Annotated in this window: 20 protein-coding genes and 1 pseudogene; 13 read left to right on the plus strand and 8 right to left on the minus strand. The window is 65.8% G+C overall.

Annotation, left to right across the window (positions count from 1 at the left end; genetic code table 11):
- Positions 1–201 precede the first annotated feature (201 nt).
- The 3 genes from LOC56_RS13205 to LOC56_RS13215 all read left to right on the plus strand — a co-directional run bounded on the left by LOC56_RS13205 (position 202) and on the right by LOC56_RS13215 (position 4,559).
- Positions 202–3,519, plus strand: coding sequence for a DEAD/DEAH box helicase (locus LOC56_RS13205; protein ID WP_229952688.1), 3,318 nt, complete (start codon positions 202–204; stop codon positions 3,517–3,519).
- A gap of 217 nt (positions 3,520–3,736) precedes the next feature.
- Positions 3,737–3,997, plus strand: a complete 261-nt coding sequence (locus tag LOC56_RS13210; protein ID WP_229952689.1) for a hypothetical protein — start codon at positions 3,737–3,739, stop codon at positions 3,995–3,997.
- 109 nt (positions 3,998–4,106) lie between these two features.
- Complete coding sequence (locus LOC56_RS13215; RefSeq protein WP_229952690.1) at positions 4,107–4,559, plus strand: MarR family winged helix-turn-helix transcriptional regulator; 453 nt, start codon at positions 4,107–4,109, stop codon at positions 4,557–4,559.
- Positions 4,560–4,576: 17 nt separating this feature from the next.
- On the opposite strand, the gene LOC56_RS13220 is transcribed toward LOC56_RS13215, so the two are convergent.
- Positions 4,577–5,200 carry an FMN reductase gene (locus LOC56_RS13220; protein ID WP_229952691.1) on the minus strand — a complete coding sequence of 208 codons (624 nt, stop codon included), beginning with the start codon at positions 5,198–5,200 and terminating at the stop codon, positions 4,577–4,579.
- A 234-nt stretch (positions 5,201–5,434) separates the two neighbouring features.
- On the opposite strand from LOC56_RS13220, the gene LOC56_RS13225 reads away from it, so the two are divergent.
- The gene (locus LOC56_RS13225) at positions 5,435–5,968 is read left to right on the plus strand and encodes a hypothetical protein (RefSeq protein WP_229952693.1); all 534 of its coding nucleotides are present in this window, start codon (positions 5,435–5,437) and stop codon (positions 5,966–5,968) included.
- A 74-nt stretch (positions 5,969–6,042) separates the two neighbouring features.
- Here the strand turns inward: LOC56_RS13225 and LOC56_RS13230 are convergent, their stop codons facing one another.
- A complete protein-coding gene (locus LOC56_RS13230; protein WP_229952694.1) occupies positions 6,043–7,713 on the minus strand; it encodes an FAD-binding dehydrogenase in 1,671 nt (556 codons plus the stop codon).
- 193 nt (positions 7,714–7,906) lie between these two features.
- On the opposite strand from LOC56_RS13230, the gene LOC56_RS13235 reads away from it, so the two are divergent.
- On the plus strand, positions 7,907–8,050 hold the full coding sequence (locus LOC56_RS13235; RefSeq protein ID WP_229952695.1) for a hypothetical protein: 144 nt from the start codon (positions 7,907–7,909) through the stop codon (positions 8,048–8,050).
- 124 nt (positions 8,051–8,174) lie between these two features.
- On the opposite strand, the gene LOC56_RS13240 is transcribed toward LOC56_RS13235, so the two are convergent.
- Positions 8,175–8,411 (minus strand): YegP family protein, encoded by a 237-nt coding sequence (locus LOC56_RS13240; protein WP_229952697.1) that lies wholly within the window; start codon positions 8,409–8,411, stop codon positions 8,175–8,177.
- 127 nt (positions 8,412–8,538) lie between these two features.
- On the opposite strand from LOC56_RS13240, the pseudogene LOC56_RS13245 reads away from it, so the two are divergent.
- From LOC56_RS13245 to LOC56_RS13255, 3 genes and pseudogenes are all read left to right on the plus strand, one after another.
- A pseudogene (locus LOC56_RS13245) lies at positions 8,539–8,952 on the plus strand (very short patch repair endonuclease); the annotation flags it as partial.
- Between the two features lie 151 nt (positions 8,953–9,103).
- On the plus strand, positions 9,104–9,796 hold the full coding sequence (locus LOC56_RS13250) for an HAD family hydrolase (protein ID WP_229952698.1): 693 nt from the start codon (positions 9,104–9,106) through the stop codon (positions 9,794–9,796).
- A gap of 19 nt (positions 9,797–9,815) precedes the next feature.
- Positions 9,816–10,040 (plus strand): hypothetical protein, encoded by a 225-nt coding sequence (locus LOC56_RS13255; protein WP_229952699.1) that lies wholly within the window; start codon positions 9,816–9,818, stop codon positions 10,038–10,040.
- Between the two features lie 8 nt (positions 10,041–10,048).
- On the opposite strand, the gene LOC56_RS13260 is transcribed toward LOC56_RS13255, so the two are convergent.
- Positions 10,049–12,529: a Tex family protein gene (locus tag LOC56_RS13260; protein WP_229952700.1), complete on the minus strand. Its 2,481-nt coding sequence runs from the start codon at positions 12,527–12,529 to the stop codon at positions 10,049–10,051.
- A gap of 54 nt (positions 12,530–12,583) precedes the next feature.
- Complete coding sequence (locus tag LOC56_RS13265; protein WP_229952701.1) at positions 12,584–12,877, minus strand: DUF503 domain-containing protein; 294 nt, start codon at positions 12,875–12,877, stop codon at positions 12,584–12,586.
- Positions 12,878–12,955: 78 nt separating this feature from the next.
- On the opposite strand from LOC56_RS13265, the gene LOC56_RS13270 reads away from it, so the two are divergent.
- The 5 genes from LOC56_RS13270 (at position 12,956) to LOC56_RS13290 (ending at position 17,487) form a co-directional block, all read left to right on the plus strand.
- Positions 12,956–13,444, plus strand: a complete 489-nt coding sequence (locus LOC56_RS13270; protein ID WP_229952702.1) for a DUF2243 domain-containing protein — start codon at positions 12,956–12,958, stop codon at positions 13,442–13,444.
- Positions 13,437–14,216: a cytochrome c oxidase assembly protein gene (locus LOC56_RS13275; RefSeq protein ID WP_229952703.1), complete on the plus strand. Its 780-nt coding sequence runs from the start codon at positions 13,437–13,439 to the stop codon at positions 14,214–14,216. The genes LOC56_RS13270 and LOC56_RS13275 overlap by 8 nt, the downstream gene beginning before the upstream one ends.
- Positions 14,217–14,355: 139 nt before the next feature.
- Positions 14,356–15,570, plus strand: coding sequence for a type III polyketide synthase (locus LOC56_RS13280; RefSeq protein ID WP_229952704.1), 1,215 nt, complete (start codon positions 14,356–14,358; stop codon positions 15,568–15,570).
- On the plus strand, positions 15,567–16,298 hold the full coding sequence (locus LOC56_RS13285) for a class I SAM-dependent methyltransferase (protein WP_229952705.1): 732 nt from the start codon (positions 15,567–15,569) through the stop codon (positions 16,296–16,298). The genes LOC56_RS13280 and LOC56_RS13285 overlap by 4 nt, the downstream gene beginning before the upstream one ends.
- Positions 16,299–16,308: 10 nt before the next feature.
- Positions 16,309–17,487, plus strand: a complete 1,179-nt coding sequence (locus tag LOC56_RS13290; protein ID WP_229952706.1) for an FAD-dependent oxidoreductase — start codon at positions 16,309–16,311, stop codon at positions 17,485–17,487.
- Between the two features lie 4 nt (positions 17,488–17,491).
- Here LOC56_RS13290 and LOC56_RS13295 read toward each other — a convergent pair whose 3' ends face one another.
- From LOC56_RS13295 to LOC56_RS13305, 3 genes are all read right to left on the minus strand, one after another.
- Positions 17,492–19,207, minus strand: coding sequence for an MDR family MFS transporter (locus LOC56_RS13295; protein ID WP_229952707.1), 1,716 nt, complete (start codon positions 19,205–19,207; stop codon positions 17,492–17,494).
- Positions 19,204–19,716: a MarR family winged helix-turn-helix transcriptional regulator gene (locus LOC56_RS13300; RefSeq protein WP_229952708.1), complete on the minus strand. Its 513-nt coding sequence runs from the start codon at positions 19,714–19,716 to the stop codon at positions 19,204–19,206. Before LOC56_RS13300 ends, LOC56_RS13295 begins: the two co-directional genes overlap by 4 nt.
- A gap of 77 nt (positions 19,717–19,793) precedes the next feature.
- The gene (locus LOC56_RS13305) at positions 19,794–20,183 is read right to left on the minus strand and encodes an ACT domain-containing protein (RefSeq protein ID WP_229952709.1); all 390 of its coding nucleotides are present in this window, start codon (positions 20,181–20,183) and stop codon (positions 19,794–19,796) included.
- Positions 20,184–20,191 lie beyond the last annotated feature (8 nt).

Genomic DNA, 20,191 nt, shown 5'->3' on the forward strand with positions numbered 1-20,191 from the left:
AGGGCGGACGACGACGACGGCCCGCTCCGGCATGTGAAACGGCGGTTCCACGCCCGTACCCGACCAGAGGAAAGTAAAACGCAGATCACGCCATTGTGACCCGCGCTACTAACATCCTAAGCAGGACACCCCTGAGCCTGCCAAATCCGCCGAAGGAGCCGGGCGGCGGAAACCGTCAGTACTGCGTGAGACGATAAAACCATGCTCGAAACCCCTCCGCTCGTAGACGTTACCGACGTCATCCGCGTGGTCGGCGGATCGGCGTTTCAGCGGGGCCAGACCTACGCCAAGGGCGGGGCCGTGGAGGCCCTGGAATGGGATGCGCAAGGCGAGGTGCTGCGCGCGTCTGTCCGCGGCAGCGCATCGGTCCCCTACCGGATCATGCTGCAGCTCGGCGCTAAACGCCAGGGTGACTACCGCCTGCTGGATAACCACTGCAGCTGCCCCCTCGGCTTCGACTGCAAGCATGTTGCCGCGGCAGCGCTGCAGAGCAACACCGAGCATTTGATTTCCAGGCAGGAGCTCTCTGCCCCCGCCATACGGCCATCCGTGCCGGCCTGGCAGCAGTCGCTGCAGACCCTGATCGATGCGGATCTGGCGGACAGCACCAAGCCGACGGAAACCACTCCCCTGGCGCTGCAGTTCGAACTGCGGAACTTTGCCGCGGCAGCGGCGTCCCGCTGGGGTGCTCCCACCCCGCGCAGCCGGCACCGGGCCACACCCTTCCGCCTGGGGGTGCGTCCGGTGGTGCGCAATTCCAAGGGCAACTGGGTCAAGAACAACCTGGCGTGGAGCAACATCAGCTACCAGACCTACGGGCTGCGGCTGGATCCGGACCAGCACCGCTGGTTCTCCCAGTTCCCGGCCCTGCATCGTTCCAACGGCGTGAGCTACTTCGGGCAGAACGACTCGTGGCTGTATCTCGACGACTTCGCCAATCCCCTGCTCTGGCAGCTGCTGGATGAAGCGGTGCGGTTGGGCATCCCGTTTGTCGGCACCAAGAAGGACGCCGCCGTCCGGGTAGGGAAACTAGCCACCCTGTCCCTGGATGTCCGGGCCGCCGGCGGGGACACTCCGGCGCCGCTGCAGCTGCTGCCGACACTCGAAGTGGACGGCTCGCCGGTCCCGCTGGAAGATGCCGGAATCATCGGCAGCCACGGTATTTACCTCCGCTCGCCGCAGAACACCATCACGCTGGCACCCACGGCCAAGACCCTGACCGAACAGGACAAAGGCCTGCTGCTCCAAGGCGCCCCGGTGATGGTGCCGAAGGCAGATGCCGCCGTATTCCTCGAGAAGTTCTATCCGCGGCTGCGGCAGGTCCTGCCGGTCACCAGCAGTGACGACTCCGTGGAGTTTCCCGAGATCGAGCCGCCCGCACTGGTCCTCACCGCCGCCTTCGGCCCCGAGGACCAGTTGACCCTGACCTGGAACTGGGTCTATCAGCACGGCAGTTCCCAGACCCGGCTGCCGCTCACCCGTGCACCGCAGAACGCCAAGGCAGGGGCAGCGGACGACGGCGATACCTCCTACCGCGACATTCCCGCCGAGGCAGCACTCCTAGCCGCCGCGGGGAAAACCCTCCACGCGGTACCCCGCAACCGGACCCTGCGCGAGATCGAAGCAGCTGAATTCACCGAACATGTCCTGCCGGAGTTGGAGAAGCTCGACGGGGTGCGGGTGGAAATCGAGGGAACCCGGCCCGATTACCGGGAGCTGCTCGAGGCGCCGAAGCTGAAGATCACCACGGTGGAAACCGAACGCCGCGACTGGTTCGACCTCGCGGTGATGGTCACGGTGGAGGGCCGGCTGGTCCCGTTCGCGGACATCTTCAAGGCCATAGCGCAGGGAAAAACCAAGCTGATGCTCGTGGACCGGACCTACCTTTCCCTGGACCGTCCCGAGTTCGAACATCTCCATGCCCTGATCAATGAGGCACAGGGCCTGCAGGAATGGGATACCGGGGAACTGTCCATCAGCCGTTACCAGGCCGGGCTGTGGTCCGAACTGGAGGAACTGGCGGAGGAAACCGAGGAAGCCGTCGCTTGGCGGGAGTCCGTCTCGGCCCTGCTGGATCTGGAGTCCGTGGACCCGGTGCCGCTGCCGGCCGGGCTCCAGGCCAGCCTGCGCCCGTACCAGCAGGACGGCTTCAACTGGCTGGCGTTCCTCTGGGACCACGGCCTGGGCGGAATCCTGGCCGATGACATGGGGCTCGGCAAGACCCTGCAGACCCTGGCCCTGCTTGCCCATGCGCGTGAGCAGGGCGGGACTAAGCCGGCTCATCCCTTCCTGGTGGTTGCCCCCACCTCGGTGGTTCCCAACTGGGCCTCCGAGGCCGCACGCTTCACGCCCGGGCTGAAGGTGGTGACAGTCTCCGACACCAGCGGCAAGTCCCGCGTACCGCTCGCCGAAGTGGTGGCGGACGCCGACGTCGTACTTACCTCCTACGCGGTGTTCCGGCTGGACTTCGCCTCCTACCGGAAACTGGACTGGGACGGCCTGATTCTCGATGAGGCGCAGTTCGTCAAGAACCGGGTGACCCGCGTCCACCAGTGCGCACGGGACCTGCCCGCGCCGTTCAAACTGGCCATCACGGGCACCCCGATGGAAAACAACCTGATGGAACTCTGGGGGTTGTTCGCCATCGTTGCACCGGGCCTGTTCCCTTCCGCCCGTAAATTCGCCGACGAATACCAGCGGCCCATCGAACGCGGCGACAGCCCCGAACTGTTGGCTCGGCTGCGCCGGCGCATTCGGCCGCTGCTGATGCGCCGCACCAAGGAAGCCGTGGCCAAGGATCTGCCGGAGAAGCAGGAACAGATCCTTGAGGTGGAACTGCATCCGAAGCACCGCAAGATTTACGAGACGCATCTGCAGCGCGAACGCCAGAAACTCATGGGCCTGATCCAGGACATGGACCGGAACCGCATGATCGTCTTCCGTTCCCTCACCCTGCTGCGCATGCTCAGCCTGGACGCCTCGCTCGTCGAGGCGGAGGAGTACGACGGCGTGCCTTCGGCGAAGCTGGACGTGCTCTTTGAGCAGCTCGAAGACATTACCGCCGAGGGCCACCGGGCCCTGATCTTCAGCCAGTTCACTTCCTTCCTGAAAAAGGCCGCCCAGCGCCTGGACGAGCAGGGCATCAAGTACGCCTACCTCGACGGCTCCACCCGCAACCGGGCCGAGGTGATTGCTTCCTTCAAGGACGGCGTTGTCCCCGTGTTCCTGATCAGCCTCAAGGCCGGCGGATTCGGGCTGAACCTGACGGAGGCGGACTACGTCTTCCTGCTGGATCCGTGGTGGAACCCGGCAGCGGAATCCCAGGCCGTGGACCGCACGCACCGGATCGGGCAGAAGAACAACGTGATGGTCTACCGCATGGTCGCCAGGGACACGATCGAGGAAAAGGTCATGGCGTTGAAGGAACAAAAGGCGAAGCTGTTCTCGTCCGTGATGGACGACGACGCCGTCTTCAGTTCCGCGCTCACCGCCGACGACATCCGGTCGCTGCTCCAGTAGCGGAACTGCGTTGGAACCGCTGCAGTAACGGACCTGTATCAGCAGCGGATCCTCACGTGAATTCGGACACCCTGTGTCTGAGGACAGCCGCTCAATCACGCGCCGGCGCCGGATCGGCCAGATTCTACGGCGCGTGGAACCGATTACCTTGGAAACAGGGCCCGCTTCCGCCGTCGGACGGCGTCGGGCCGAGCAACATGCGTACCAAGGAAAGGCAATGAGCGTCCAGGAATCAACGCTGGTCCGGCCGGTCGAGACTCGCCCCAAGGATGAAGACGATCTGGTCCACGTTTTCTGCACCCCCTGCAAGCGGCGGGCACGCAGCCGTGCACGCCGCCCGGTCCCCTACTGCGGCAAACAGATGCCCAACCGTCCGCTGCAGGACGATACCGGCGACCTTCCCGTGTGTGCGGTTTGCCTGGACCTGGCCCGGTCCGCCCCCTGCCCCCGGTGCGGCACCCAAGCCCGCTTCGACTAAGCAGAACCCCGGTGCCTGGTCCGGCGCGGCCCCCAATCCCGCTTCAACTGCGGCCGACTGCCTGCATCCTGCCATTCCCTGCACGGGGTTTGATTTGTACAGTGGAGTGATGGCGAATCAGGAGCGGCCCATCGGATTCTGGCTCAAGCTCGTCGACCAGCTGGTCGACGACCAGTTTGGCGCCAGCTTCGAAGAACACGGCGTGACCCGACGGCAGTGGCAAATGATGAACCTGCTGGTTGAAGGCCCCGCCACCCAAAAAGAGTTGTCGGACGGCCTGCGCCCCTTCTTTCCCGCGGTGGAGACCGGCACCTCCGCAGAACTTATCGAGGAACTGCGGGAATCCGGGTGGGTGCTGCTGGACGACGGCCAGTACCGGCTCACCGACCTCGGCAGCCGAAGCCTGGAGAACCTCCGCGGTGCGGTGGACCGGATTCGGCAGCTGATGACGGACAACATCACTGAAGAGGAATACACCGCCCTGCTTGCCGTCCTGCAGCGGATGGCCAGCAATCTGGGGTGGGACGGCGACGTCGCGTCCGGGCCCCGCGTCGACACGTAGGCGTTCGCGCTCCAGGCCTACTTGCGCTGCGTCTGGGCGAGCAGTTCCTCGAAGGGCAGCGACTGCGCCGGATCCCGGCGCTTCTGCACCGGGGCATCCCCCAACAGTGCCACCAGTTCTCCGGCGGCACGGCGGACCCGCTGGTCCAGGGAACCGGTACCGGTTTCGCCTGTTCCCCAGTCGCCCGGTGCGGCGTAGACAGCGGTTGGGGCAACCCGAGCGCGCAGATAGCTGAACATCGGCCGCAGGGAGTAGTCCAGGACCATGGAGTGCCGGGCACTGCCGCCGGTGGCGCCGAGCAGTACCGGTTTGCCGTCCAAGGCGGTGTTGTCGACGACGTCGAAGAAAGACTTGAACAGCCCGCTCATGGACGCGGTGAAGACCGGGGTCACTGCCACCAGCGCATCGGCCGCAATAAGCTCGTTTATCGCCGCGTCCAGCCGCGGCGCGGCATAACCGGTCACCATGTTGTTGGCGATATCCACGGCGTATTCACGCAGTTCGAAGGTGCTGACGCTGGCGCTCAGCCCAAGTCCCTCGATCTCAGCCTTGGCCGCCGAGGCCAGGGCATCGGCAAGCATCCGCGACGACGACGGAACACCCAGTCCGCCCGAAACCACGACAATCCTGCGATCTACCATGTTGGACTCCTCTTCATGCGTTTGCATGTTCATCTCAACTGCGGCGAGGACGGCGTTATTCCGGCGTGGAAACCAAATGGGGTGCAGCGCCGCAGGGTGGGCGGTTCCGGAGTAATCCGTCGGTAATCTCCCCCGGAGTGGGGAGGCGCAGTGGCGAAATCTTGGCTACGCTGGGCCGAAACGAGCGTTTTGGCATTTCCGCAAACCGCTGGCCCAAAGCACCTAAGGGGAAAAATGAGTACGCCTTCGAACTACAACTACAACGCCTTCAGCGGGGGACAACCTGCTGCCCCTCCTGCCGAGCCGGAGCGTCCGGCCGCCGTGGAGCGTGGTTTTTGGCTCCTGATCGCCTCCGCCGTTGTCAGCCTCATTGCCGGAATCCTTTCCATTGTCACCCTTATGTCGGATGAGGGCCGCAGCGAACTTGCCCGGGTCAGCGGGCTCAGCTCCGCTGAAGCGGACACGGCAGTAACCATCGGGATTGTTACCGGCGTTGTGATCGGCGTGATCAGTGTTGCGGTCAGCATCCTGTTCGCCGTGTTTGCACGGAAGGGACACAACTGGGCACGCATCGTCATCACCGTGTTCGCTGCGCTTTCCCTGTTCGGCCTGGTCGGAATCAACGGCTCCCTCGAGGGGATCCTCAGCCTTGTTTCCATCCTGCTGATCATTGCCGCCGTGGTGCTGTTCTTTACCGCCCCGGCCACTGCCTACTTCAACCAGATGAAGCAGTACCGCCAGGCGAAGTCCCTGGGCTACGCCGGCTAAACCCGCTACACCGCAAAGCGCTGGCCGGGGCACCTCAAGGTGTCCCGGCCAGCGGTCTTTTACAGACCTGTTGCCTAGCCGGCCGCAGCCCGGCCGGCAGCCCGTCCACTGAACAGGCACCCACCGAGGAACGTCCCTTCCAGCGAGCGGTAGCCGTGCATTCCACCGCCGCCGAAACCGGCGGCCTCCCCTGCTGCGAAAAGGCCGGGGACCGGGGCGCCGTCGTCGGCCAGGACCCGGGACTGCAGATCCGTCTCCAATCCGCCGAGGGTCTTGCGCGTCAATACGGACAAGCGCACGGCGATCAGGGGTCCGGCCTTCGGATCCAGGATGCGGTGCGGCGCAGCGGTACGGATCAGCCGGTCCCCCAGATAGGTGCGTGCCCCGCGGATGGCGGTCACCTGCGAATCCTTCGTGAACGGGTTCCGGATTTCCCGGTCCCGGGATTCCAGTTCATGCCGCACGGACTCAGCCGACAGTTCCAATGCCTCACCATGCGAGGACGAGCCTTTGGCCAGCAGGTTCATGCCGGCAACGAGTTCCTCGACCGAATTGGCGGTAATAAAATCCTCGCCGTGGTCCAGGAACGCCTGGACGGGGGCAGGCACTCCGGCGGTGGCCCGCTTCAGCACGTCCCGGAGTGACTTTCCGGTGAGGTCCGGATTCTGTTCCGAACCGGAAAGCGCAAATTCCTTGCGGATGATCGCCTTGTTCAGAATGAACCAGCTGTAGTCGGAGCCGCTGCGGCGCAGGTGCTCCAGCGTGCCCAAGGTGTCGAAGCCCGGGAACAACGGTACGGGCAAGCGGTTTCCGGCCGCATCCAGCCACAGCGAGGACGGACCGGGCAGGATGCGGATTCCGTGGTTCTTCCAAACCGGGTCCCAGTTCCGGATTCCTTCCACGTAATGCCACATGCGGTCCGGGTTGATCACCCGCCCGCCGGCAGCCTGGGCAATTCCGATGCCCCGCCCGTCCACATGCTCGGGCACCCCGCTGAGCATGTTCGCGGGCGCAGGTCCCATCCTCCGGGGCCACGCTGCCCGGACGGCGTCATGGTCCCCGCCGATGCCTCCGGTGGTTATCACCACGGCGGAGGCACTGAATTCGAAGTCCCCGACGACGGTGCGGTTGGAAGCGGTGCCGCGCGGCGCCGTCGTCGGCTCCAGGACGCTGCCGCGCACGCCCGTCACGGCACCGCCGGTCAGGACCAGGTCATCCAGGCGGTGGCGGAACGCGAAACGCACCAGCCCGCGTTCGACGCCGTCGCGCACCTTGGCCTCGAAAGGCGCGGTGATCCCCGGCCCCGTACCCCAGGTGATGTGGAAGCGCGGAACAGAGTTGCCGGGCCCGTTGGCACCGTATCCGCCGCGTTCGGCCCAGCCCACCACAGGGAAGAGCCGGTGCCCCATCTGCTGCAGCCAGGCCCGCTTCTCCCCTGCGGCGAAATGCACGTACGCTTCGGCCCACTTCCGCGGCCAGAAATCCTCGTCGCGGTCAAAACCCGCGGTGCCCAGCCAGTCCTGCCAGGCAAGCTCCACGGAATCCTTCACCCGCAGCCTGCGCTGCTCAGGGGAATCTACCAGGAAAAGCCCGCCGAAGGACCACCATGCCTGGCCGCCCAGCCCCTGGGGTCCTTCCTGCTCAACCAGGATCACCGAGCGCCCGGCGTCCACAAGTTCTGCTGTGGCTACCAGGCCGGCAAGTCCGGCTCCTACAACAATGACGTCCGCGTCTTTTGGCTGCATCCGGCTCACGCTACCGGCGACGCCGGGTACTGGCCAGCAGTTTGCTGCAGGCGTGTCCTCACCCGCCCCTCGAGCCCGGGTGCGGCCGTCAGGGGTTTTAGACTCGGGCAGACGTTTCTAGACTGGAGATGGGCCGCTCTGAAGGAGAACCGGCGGATGCCGGTGTCGGCTGGAAACGAATCGGAGAAACCGCATGAGCGAACAGAGCGCCAACGAGGAAAAGGACTCCAACCGGACACATCCGCAGGAGCCGTCCGAAGGCGATACCACCGACCAGAAGAACGAGCAGCGCGAGCACACCCAGGAGCCGGCCGAAGGTGGCGAAGACCAGACCTGAGTGAGGCTTTTAGGGCCCGGCCCCGCGCCCCGCAGTAATGCAGCGCAGCTACAACGGACTAGGCCTCCGGTTCCCGGTGAGGGAGCCGAAGGCCTGTTTGTGTGTACGTATGTTCGTCGTCTCGTCAGCTGGCTGCTGCCTTGGGTGCCGATTCCTTGGCTTCGCCCAGTACATCCGAATCCCGGCTCTGGTCGACTACCGGACCCGTTCCTGCGATCTCCCGCAGCTGCGCGATCCCAGCCGCTGCCTCCCGCTTGGTTTCGAAAGTCGTGGACACTGCCATCAGCGTTCCGTCGCCGGCAATGAGCTTAATGCGGAAACTTCCCTCGTGGGCGTCCACCAGCTTGAAGTAGCCCGACATCACTTACCTCCTTGTAAGGGGTCTATCAGTGCCTCCAATGCTAAGCCACCTTACGAGTTCCGGGATCCCCTGCCGAAAGAATCGAGTAGTGCGAAATGCAATTGTGATCTGTTCCTAGACTGGTCCCATGGCCGATACCGTCAGTCCGGAACAGCGCAGCCGCAACATGGCGCGCATCCGGGGAAAGAACACCAAACCTGAGCTCCTGATCCGCGGCATCCTTCACGCCGCGGGATACCGGTTCCGGTTGCACGGCTCCTTCGGTAAGACCCGCCTGCCGGGCAAGCCCGACCTGGTTTTCGCCGGGCGCAGGAAAGTCCTCTTCGTCAACGGGTGTTTCTGGCACTTCCACTCCTGCCGGGCGGGCCAGCACGCCCCAAAGACCAATAGTGAATTCTGGGCTGCGAAACGCAAACGCACCGTCGAGCGGGATGCGGCGGCCCAGGAACGGTTGGCGGCCTTAGGTTGGGATGTCCTGGTGGTCTGGGAATGCGAACTTCGGGACCGCAGCCTCCTCGAAGAACAGCTGCGTACCTTCCTGGGCCCGCCCGGGCGGGTTCGTCCGACGCCGGCAACCACCGGAGTTATCGGGACGACGACGGCGGCGGCGGCTGCGTCGTCGTCGGCACGGACACTAGACTTCGAACCAGACGAACCAGACCTAGGCTCCAAGGAAAACTGAGGCACACAGCATGAGTGATTCAAGCAAGGGCAAGCGCGGAGTTCTTTTCGACGTAGACGGAACCCTGGTGGATTCCAACTACCTGCATGCGGTCGCGTGGTGGCAGGCCTTCCGCCGGATGGAGCATGATGTCCCGATGTCCGCCATCCACCGTGCCATCGGTATGGGCGGCGACAAGCTCGTAGAGCACCTGCTGGGCGAAGACCGCAACAAGGACGAGGATGAGCAGCTCGATGCGACGCACGGCGCCATCTTCTCCACCTGGTGGCCGTCGCTGCGGTCTTTCGACGGCGCCAGCGAACTCCTGAACGCCTGCTCGGACAAGGACCTCACCCTGGTTCTTGCCTCGTCCGCCTCCGCTGCCGAACTGAAGTTCCTGCGCACCGTGATTGAGGCCGACTCAGCAATCACCGGCGCCACAAGTTCCTCAGACGCCGAAGCCAGCAAACCCTCACCGGACATCCTCGAAGCTGCACTGGAGGCCGGTGGCCTGGAGGCCTCGAACACCGTGTTCGTGGGCGATTCGGTGTGGGACGTCAAGGCAGCCGGCGAGCTCTCCATTCCCACCATCGGCCTGACCTGCGGCGGCACGAGCGAAGCCGAACTGCGCGAGGCAGGCGCCCAGGAAGTCTACGAAAACCCGCGGGCACTTCTTGCCGCCATGGACACCAGCCTGCTCGGCGAACTCCTCGCCCAGGGCTAAACGTTTTCGAGAGGACACCATGACTACTGAACCCACCGGCCCCGCTAACGACGCCGAGGATCCCCTCGGCCCCAGCGCCCCGCAGCCCGGGCCAACGGGCGAACCCCGGAGACCGGGGAGCGCCTCGCATTCGGCCGGCAACATCCGTGACGATCAGGGGACCTCACCCGCCGGCGCGGTGCCTGCCGCCCAGGACAAGGCGGACGAAGCAGCCGACGCCGAGGCACCCTCCGACTCCGAGTAAAGGCCCGGCTACTTCAGCAGCCCGGCCGCCCGCAGCGCGTCCGCCATGGCCCCGGTGGGCGCGCTGGTTTTCGGGGCGCCGGCCTTCTGGGAGCCGTTTTTCGAGGATCCGCCCGGACCTTGAGCCTTGGCCTGATTGGGCCTGCCAGTACCGGGCTTCGAGGTGTTGGACTTGGCCGTGCCCGGCTGACTAATGCCTGTCGTGGCGCTGCCCGGCTTGGTTTTCTCGGCTTTGCGGCTTCCCTCGGGAGGGCGTCCGGACCGCCCGCCCGGCTCCGCGGCGTCGTCGTCAAGCCGCAGCGTCAGCGAAATCCGTTTCCGCTCCGGGTCCGCCTCCATCACCTTGACCTTCACCACCTGGCCGGACCGCACCACCTCGCGCGGATCCGAAATGAAGGTGTGCGACATCGCGGAAATGTGGACCAGCCCGTCCTGATGCACTCCGACATCCACGAAGGCTCCGAAGGCAGCCACGTTGGTGACCACACCGTCGAGGATCATTCCGGGACGCAGGTCCGAAATCTTCTCGATTCCCTCCGAAAAGCTGGCTGTTTCAAAAGCGGGCCGCGGGTCCCGCCCCGGCTTCCGCAGCTCGGCGATGATGTCCAGGACGGTGGGAAGGCCAACCTGGTCATCCACGAACGCTGCCGGGTCCACGCCCTCCAGGGCCGCTCCTGCCGCACTCATGGTGGTCCCGGCCGCAGCAAGGATCTTCCGGGCAATCGGGTAGGACTCCGGGTGGACGCTGGTCCCGTCCAGCGGTTCCTTTCCCCCGCTGACGCGCAGGAACCCCGCACACTGTTCAAAGGCCTTTGCCCCGAGTCGAGGCACCTTCATCAGGTCCTGCCGGCGGGCAAACGGCCCGTTCGCATTGCGGTAGGCCACGATGTTTTCGCTGAGCAGCGGACCGACGCCGGCCACCCGGGTCAGCAGTGACGGGGAAGCCGTGTTCACATCCACCCCCACGGCATTCACACAGTCCTCAATCACCGCATCCAAGGAACGCTCCAGCTTCGCCGGCGTTACGTCGTGCTGGTACTGGCCCACCCCGATGGATTTTGGATCGATCTTCACCAGTTCCGCCAACGGATCCTGCAGCCGCCGGGCAATGGACACGGCGCCGCGCAGGGACACGTCCATTCCGGGCAGCTCGGCCGAGGCAAGGGCGGACGCCGAGTACACCGAGGCACCGGCCTCGGAGACCACCAGCTTGCGCACCGACGCGCTCGGGACGAGGCGGATCAGTTCCGCAGCCAGTTTGTCCGTTTCGCGGGAAGCGGTTCCGTTGCCGATGGCAATCAGTTCCACCCCATGCTGCTTCACCAGACCGGCCAGCGTGGCCAGGGCGTCATCCCAGCGGCGCATGGGCGCATGGGGATAGACCGTATCGGTGGCAACCACCTTGCCGGTGCCGTCCACCACCGCAACCTTGACGCCGGTTCGCAGCCCGGGATCGAGCCCCAGGGTGGTCCGGTTTCCGGCCGGCGCGGCCAGCAGCACATCCCGAAGGTTGGCCGCAAACACGCGCACTGCCTCGGTCTCCGCCTCAGTAAAGAGCCGGACACGCAGATCCACCGAGAGCTTCGCCAGGATCCGGCGCCAGGCCAGCTGCACGGTGGTCATCAGCCACGCGTCAGCGGGACGCCCGCGGTCCGCCACCCCGAGACGGGCGGCCACGGAGCGTTCGTAGCGGGCGCGGGCTGTGGCCAGGGCATCGGCGTCAGCGGGATCCCCCTCCGTCAGGGCCAGCTCCAGCATGCCTTCCTTCTCGCCGCGGAACAGGGCGAGAACGCGGTGTGACGGCATTCCGGAGGGTGACTGGGAAAAGTCGTAGTAGTCGGTGAATTTACGCCCCTCGGCTTCCTTGCCGGGACGCACCTGCGAGCGCATCCGGCCCTGGCGCCAGAGCTTCTCGCGTTGTTCGGTCAGCAGGTCCGCGTCCTGGGAGACCCGTTCGATCAGGATGGCGCGTGCTCCGGCGAGCGCCTCGGCTGTGTCCGGGATCCCCTCGCGCACGTACCGGAAGGCTTCCTCGTCCGGGGAACGCCGGGGATCGGCCAGCAGCGCATCCGCCAGCGGTTCCAGTCCTGCCTCCCTGGCTATCTGCGCCTTGGTTCGCCGTTTGCTGCGGTACGGCAGGTAAATGTCTTCCAACCGGGACTTGGTCTCGGCGCCGACGACGGCGGCCCGCAGCTCCGGGGTCAGCTTCCCCTGGGCAGCAATGGCCTCGAGGATGGCCCGCCGCCGGTCCTGCAGTTCGCGCAGGTACCGCAGCCGTTCGTCCAGGTCCCGCAGCTGGGCGTCATCCAGCGTGCCGGTGGCCTCCTTGCGGTACCGGGCGATGAACGGAACGGTGGCGCCGCCGTCGAGCAGGCCAACGGCCGCCCGGACCTGCCAGGGCGCTACCCCCAGCTCGGCGGCCAGTTGGGCAATCACCTGCTCGTCGGTGGATGCGGAATCATTGACTGGTTCTACGGTGCTAAGACTCACCCCGCCAATTGTTCCCCATTTATCCGGCGGATGGGCGGATGCGGAGCGCGCTGGCTAGTCCTGCTCGGTGAACAATTGACGCCGGGCGCTCAGCAGCTCCACTTCAGGCCGGCCGGCCACCAGCCGTTCTGCGGCATCCAGCACATCCACCACGTGGGCGCGGTCCGCTGCCACAATGCCCACGCCTATCCCTGACCGGCGGTGCAGGTCCAGGGAGCCGACCTCTGCGGCGGAGACATCGAATTTTCGCCGCAGCTCCGCAAGGATGGGCCGGATGACCGACCGTTTCCCCTTGAGGGAATGCACGTCCCCCAGCAACAGGTCCAGCTCGAGCGCCCCAATCCACATGGCTCCCATCCTTGCTGCAGCCGTCGTGCATGTCACGCACCCCTGCGGCCGGCGCCGTGCCGGTGTTATGTTCGAAGCATGAGCTCTCCCCTCCGCGAGCGCCGCTCTCCTCGGCGGCGCAACCTGGTTTCCGGCTTGCTTTTCGGGATCGGACTGGCTGCCTTCGTCGATGAAGTGATCTTCCACCAGCTCCTCCAGTGGCATCATTTCTACGACCGCTCCACTACGTCTGTTGGACTGTTTTCGGACGGGCTGTTCCACGCCTTCGGCTGGTTCGCAGTTGTAGCCGGCCTCTTCCTGTTCGCCGATCTGCGCCGGTGGCATGAGACTCTCCTGAAGCGGTGGACCGGCGGCGTCCTGCTGGGTGCCGGTGCGTTCCAGCTCTATGACGGCACGGTGCAGCACAAGCTTATGGGGCTTCACCAGATCCGCTACGAGGTGGACCTGCTGGTGTACGACACGGTTTGGAACGTCATCGCGGTGCTGTTGATCGTTGCCGGGGCGTTCCTGACCTACCGCACCCGCGCTGCCGTCCCGCGGGAATCGACGGCCCCGGCCGATGCATAACCACGGCAGTGACTTTCCCGTAGAGTCGCTGTTCTTCATTCCCGCCGTAGTTGCCCTGGTCGCCTACTGGGCGGGTGCGCGTTCGCCGCGCTCCGGCCGTTGGCCCTGGCACCGGACGGCTTTCTTCACGCTGGGCGTGGCCGCCGTGCTGGTTACGGTCCTGAACCCTTTGGCCGAACTGGCCCACCAGGATTTCGCGGTATTGAGCTTTTCCCATCTCCTCGCCGGGATGCTCTCCCCGCTGCTGCTGGTGCTCTCTCGGCCGTTCACCTTGGCACTGCGCACCCTCGATGTTTTTCCGGCCCGCCGGCTCTCCCGGGTGCTGCGCAGCAGGTTCGCCCGGTTCCTGTCCTTCCCGGTCACCGCCGCACTGCTCAATACCGGCGGCATGATCCTGATGTTCCGCACCGGACTGCTGCAGGCAATGCAGCAGTCCATGCCGGTGCACTGGCTGGTGACCTTCCACCTATTGGCTGCCGGCTACCTGTTCACGGCTTCCATAGTGGGGCGGGATCCCTCCCCGCACCGGGCCGGTTATCGGCTGCGGGCCATCGTCCTGGTGCTTTCCATCGCGGCGCACAATATCCTCGCCAAGGGCATCTACGCCGACCCGCCTCCCGGGATCCCGGCCGCCTCCGCGGAAACCGGAGCGCTGGTGATGTACTACGGCGGCGGCATCCTCGAACTGGTGCTGATCGTACTGTTGTGCCGCCAGTGGTACGCGTCTGCGCGGCCACGCGGCAAAGTCACGTCCGCCGTTCATCCTCAGTAGGCCTGCCGGCTGCGATAACTGTGATCGATAGACCTGGTGCTCGAAACGGAACCCTCAGGCCGCGAAACCAGTAGCCGGGGTTATTCGTTCAGCAACCCCAACCATTGTGCAGAGCATCACAATCCCTTAACAATGGACTATGACGGTTACCCTCAGGTCCCTTGAAACTGCGATCCCGCCCACTGTCCTGGTGCAGTCCGAAGTCCGCGACGCCTTCGCGTCCCAGCCCGGCCTGACCCGGCTGGGAGAGCGACTGGTGAATACCTGCTTCAATTCCGCTGCCATCGATACGCGCCGCACCGCGCTGGCGGAACTCTCGCTCACCGATACCTCGGAGCATCCCCGGTTCTATGATGCGGCCAGTGGACTGCTGCTGCGGCCCAGCACCAAGACCCGCAACGACATCTTTGCGGTCGAGGCCACCAAGCTTTTCATTGAGGCAGCAGCCAAGGCGCTGGACGCGTGTGCCGGTATTGCCGCCGCCGATATCACCCATGTCATCACCGTTTCCTGCACCGGCTTCTTCAATCCCGGCCCGGATTACAAGGTGACGCGGGCCCTGGGGCTGAATCCGTCCGTGCAGCGCTACCACCTGGGTTTCATGGGCTGCTATGCGGCCTTCCCCGCCATGCGCGCGGCGAAATCCTTCTGCGAGTCCGATCCGGACGCGGTGGTGCTGGTGGTCAGCGCGGAGCTCTGCTCCCTGCACGTACGCACATCGAATGACCCGGACGCCATCATGGGATCCTCACTCTTCGCCGACGGAGCCGCCGCGGCCGTCATCACCGCCCGCGAAGACCTGCCCGACTCCGGACCGGCCATCCAGCTGGACCACTTTGAAACCATCCTGACCCCGGTCGGCGAGGAGGCCATGGCCTGGAACATCGGCGACGAAGGCTTCGAGATGGTGCTGGGCACCTACGTCCCGCACATCATCGACGACCATATTGTCGGCGCCCTGGAACCCCTGCTGGCGCACGACCCGTCGGTCAGCGCCCGGCCCTACCGGGAGATCGAGCACTGGGCCATCCATCCCGGCGGCCGCAGCATCCTGGACAAAGTCGAGGCGAAGCTCGAACTGAGCGAACAGCAGCTGATGCCTGCCCGGGAGACACTGCGCACCGTGGGCAACATGAGCAGCGCCACCGTGCTGTTCGTGCTCAAGTACATCCTGGAACAGCCCTTCAGCGGAGGCAACGAACGGATCTGCTCCATGGCCTTCGGCCCGGGCCTCACCGTGGAGACGGGCTTGTTCACCCGCGTCGGCGGCCCGGTGAAGCCTGCGGCTGCGGCGTCAGCGGAACTGGCAGCGCCGGCGGGGGCAGTACCGGCGGGGGTCCCGGCCACAGTATGACCGCTGTTTTTCCCTCCTTGGCCACCCGGGCAGCAGACGCGGTGGAGGAAATGGACCGGCCCGACGCCGACCTGCAGCGCCTCGAGCGCACCTACGCTCAGTTCTGGCTGGTCAACGCGGTGGTCTCGGGGTGGCGGCGCAACTACATCCGGTACCTCCGTCCGATCTTCGCGGCGAATGGCGGTGGCACGCTGCTGGATATCGGTTCCGGCGGAGGGGACGTTCCCCGCTGCATTGCCCGCTGGGCGCGCAGGGACGGGTTGGCCTTGGAAATCACCGCCATTGACCCGGATCCGAGGGCGCACGCGTTCGCCTCCGCGCTGCCGGCCCTGCCGGGGTTGTCCTTCCGCCAGGCATACAGCCACGATCTGGTGGCGGAGGGGCGTTCCTACGACGTCGTGATTTCCAACCACATGCTCCACCATCTGGCGCCAACAGAACTGCAGGCGCTGCTCGCGGACTCAAGGCGGCTGGGCCGCAAGCTCTGCCTGCACAGCGACATAGAGCGCAGCCGCTGGGCCTACGCCCTGTTCTCCGTCGGAACCTTGCCGTTTTTCCCCGGCTCGTTCATCCGGGCCGACGGGCTGACCTCCATCCGCCGCAGTTTCACCGCGGCCGAAATCGCCGAGGTGACGCCCCGGGGCTGGCAGAGCCTGCAGCAGCGGCCGTGGCAGAACCTGCTGGTTTATCCGCCGTTCTCCCGGGGAGCCGACCGCCGTGCGGGCTGAACTGCCGTCCGTGTCCGCGGAACAAGCTGCCTCCCCCGCTCCCCGCAGCGTTCCCCGCCGCTCGTCCGAAGTGGTTGTGGTGGGCGGCGGGCCGGTGGGCATGTATCTGGCCGTCCTGCTGCTGCAGGAGGGGGTATCCGTCCAGGTATTGGAACAGCGGCTGAACCGCAGCACGCATTCGCGGGCCATCGGCGTGCATCCCCCTGCCCTGTCGTCCCTGGCACAGGCCGGCATTGCCGACACCATGACTCGGGAAGGCATCCGGATCACCCAAGGGGAAGCCCGCAGCGCAGGGCGGACCGTGGCCCGCCTGGACTTCGCCGCGGCATCGGCCCGGTACCCCTTTGTGCTGACCCTGCCGCAGGTGAGGACCGAACAGCTGCTGGAGGAACGCCTCAGAGCCCTCGACCCGGGAGCTCTGGTCCGCGGCGCCCGGGTAGAAACCTTCAGTGACAACGGCGCCGCCGTACACGGCATCCACGGCGGAGAACCCTTCACCACACAGGCGTGCCTCCTCGTGGCGGCCGACGGCGCCCGGTCATCGATCCGGTCGGCGCTGGGCAGCGGCTGGGCATCGCGCGAACTGCCGGATACCTATCTGATGGGCGATTTTCCGGACGGCACCGGGGACGGGACGCTGGCCGTGCTTTACCTCGAGCCGGACGGGATCGTGGAGTCTTTCCCGCTGCCCGGCGGCCTGCGCCGCTGGGTCGTCCGTACCGACGCGCTGCAGCAGGATCCCACCGCGTCCAGTCTCGCGGAGCTGGTGCGCCGGAGGACCGGGCACCGGCTGGAGGTTGCCGGGAACTCCATGCTGAGTGCTTTCGGCGTACAGATCGGCCGGGCGCACCGGCTGGTGTCCGGACGGACGGTCCTGATTGGCGACGCGGCACACCAGATCAGCCCCATCGGCGGGCAGGGAATGAACCTGGGCTGGCTGGATGCCGCTGCCGTTGCCCCGATCATGGCGGCATCCCTGCACGGTAAACCGGTGGGCAGGGAACTGCGGGAATTCGAACGACGGCGCCGCCGGGACGCCGTCGTCGCCTCCGCCCAGGCACAGCTCAACATGATGCTGGGCCGGCCGCTCCCGCCAGGGGTGATGGCCCTGCGCAACGCCGGGCTGGAACGGATGTTCCAGGTCCCGGCGCTGGGCGGAGCAGTTGCACGGCGTTTCACCATGCAGTAGATGCTTACGGCCGGGCGGTGCCGGCCTTTTCCGTGCCGTCGGTCCGCGGTACGGACTCCGATGCAACCGGGGAACCCGAGCCCGGCACGATGGCCGGCTCGACGGCGGACATGGCGCCGGTGTGCAGGATCTCCGCACCGCCGGCCAGGCCCGGTTCAACCGGGTTGGAGGAGGTGGGCTTGATGTCCAGGGTCCGGCGCAGTGCCTTCTCCTTGATGAACAGCACCGCAACCAGCGCGATGATGGCCACCGCCGCGGCGATCTTGAAGATGTCCGCCGTACCCTCCGCATAGGCGATCCGGAAGAACATCTGGACCTCTGCCGGGAGCCCGCCCAGATCCAGCGTGGCTGTGGTGCCGCCGCCGTCGGTCGGCATGCCTGCCTTGTCCAGTTCCTCCGTGACGCGGCGGCTGACCGAGCTTGAAAGGACCGCGCCCAGTACCGAGACGCCGATGGCGCCGCCCACGGTGCGGAAGAAGGCAACGGACGCACTGGCGGAGCCGACGTCGCTGACCTTGACCGTGTTCTGCACGGCCAGCACCAGGTTCTGCATCAGCAGGCCCATGCCCACACCGAGGATGAAGATGAACAGGCTGACGAGGATCATGTCGGTTTCATGGTTGATGAAGCCGGCCAGCGCCGTCCCGAGGATCACCAGGACCGTGCCGATGATCAGGAAACGCTTCCACTTGCCGAAGCGGGTAATCAGCAGGCCGGACCCTACGGAACCGAGCAGGTTGCCGGCAATCATCGGCAGCATCAGCAGCCCGGCCTCGGTGGGAGTGAAGCCGCGTGCCAGCTGGAAGTACTGGCCCAGGAAGGTGGTGGAACCGAACATCGCGATGCCCACGGCGACGGAAGCGACGATGGCCAGGGCTGTGGTCCGCTGGCTGATGATCTTCAGCGGAATGATCGGTTCGGCAACCTTGGACTCCACCAGCACCAGCAGTGCCAGCAGGATGACGGATCCGCCCACCATGGCAGCCGTTTCCCATGACCACCATTCGTAGTAGTCGGGCTTGCCCGCGAAAGAGACCCAGATCAGGAGCAGGGAGACGCCTGCGGTGAGCAGGATCGAGCCAAGCCAGTCGATCTTGGCCGGACGGCGTACATGCTGCAGATGAAGCGTGACCTGCAGCAGGAAAAGGGCGACGACGGCGAGCGGAACGCACAGGAAGAAGGTCCAGCGCCAGCCCAGCGGGCTGTCCACGATGAAGCCGCCCAGCAGCGGGCCGCCGGCGGTGGCCACTGCCATCACGGCACCCATGTAACCGGAGTACCGGCCGCGTTCCCGCGGCGGAATGATGGAACCGATGATCGCCTGGGCCAGTGCCGTCAGGCCGCCCATGCCCAGGCCCTGGATGACGCGTGCGGTCAGCAGCAGCTCCATGGAATGGGCGAAGCCGGCGAGGACGGAACCGGCAACGAAGATGACGATGCTCAGCTGCACCAGCAGCTTCTTGTTGAACAGGTCCGCGAGTTTGCCCCAGATCGGGGTGCTCACGGCGTTGGCCAGCAGGGCGGCCGTGACCACCCAGGCGAAGTCGGTCTGCGTTCCGTGCAGGTCGGCCATGATGGTGGGCAGTGCGTTGGCCACGATGGTGGTGCTCAGCATTGCCGTGAACAACGCGGCAAGCAGGCCGGTCAGGGCCTGCAGGATCTGTCGATGGCTCATTTCACCGGGAACGTGTTTCTTCCGGGCGGTCTTGGAATCGGTCACTTAGTTGCTAACTCCTGCGGATCGGATACGGGGGTTTCCAGCGTCGGCTCGGCGGCTCCGGGCGCTCGGCGGATGGAGGTGAAGAGGGCGTCTGAGAGCGCCCCTAGGGTGTCGGAGGCAAGCTGCGCCTGGTCCTCGGACCAGTCGGCAAGGGCTTCCTGCAGCAGGACGGCCCGCCCCTTGAGTGCTTCGCGGAGGACTGACTCCCCCAGCGCGGTCAGGCTGATCAGGTAGGCGCGGCGGTCATCCGGATGCGGGCGACGCCGGACGTAACCGAGTTCTTCCAGTTCTGCGACGTGGCGGCTGAGTCCGGCAGGGCCGACACCGAGTTTGGCGGCAAGCTCGGTCGCCCGCAGCTCGCCGTCTTCGCCGATCATCCGCATGACGCCCTGGAGTGCCACCCCGGGTCCGCCGATGTCGGCGCTGTGCTGGGTCACGCACCGCAGTGAACGTTGCAGGGCGAAGATCTTCCGGATCAGGTCATCCGCCGTTTCCTGTTGCATGGGCATGGGGATGGGTCTCCGGGAGGTTGGTAATGATAGTTGACCTAGGCAACTATACGCGGAAATTTGCCTAGGTCAACTAACTAAACCCCTGGAAGCGTGTGGCCTGCCGCGCGCAGCAACGCGAGGGCCTGGTCGTACTGCGGCGAGGGGACCATGAGGACGTCGCCGTCAAAGGTCGACACGACAAACACCGGGCAGCCGGCGGCTGAGAGCGGTGCGACCAGCGAGGCCACCACACCGGTCAGCCCGAAGGGAATGGGACCGGAGGCATAAAACGCCGCCCACGTTCCGTCGATTTCGGCGTCCGCCGGGGCAAGCGCGGCGGGGCAGACAATCGAAAGCTCCTGCGGCGTGCGGGTGACGGAGATGAATCCATCCGGGAGTGCCGCTGACAAAAGCGCGGCGGGAATCTCCGCCGCCGGGGGAAGCCGTGCGATTACGTAATCGCCGGCGAGAACGTGCAATTCCACGGATGGAG

Source organism: Arthrobacter sp. zg-Y179, from assembly GCF_020907345.1.
GTDB lineage: Bacteria > Actinomycetota > Actinomycetes > Actinomycetales > Micrococcaceae > Arthrobacter_B > Arthrobacter_B jinronghuae.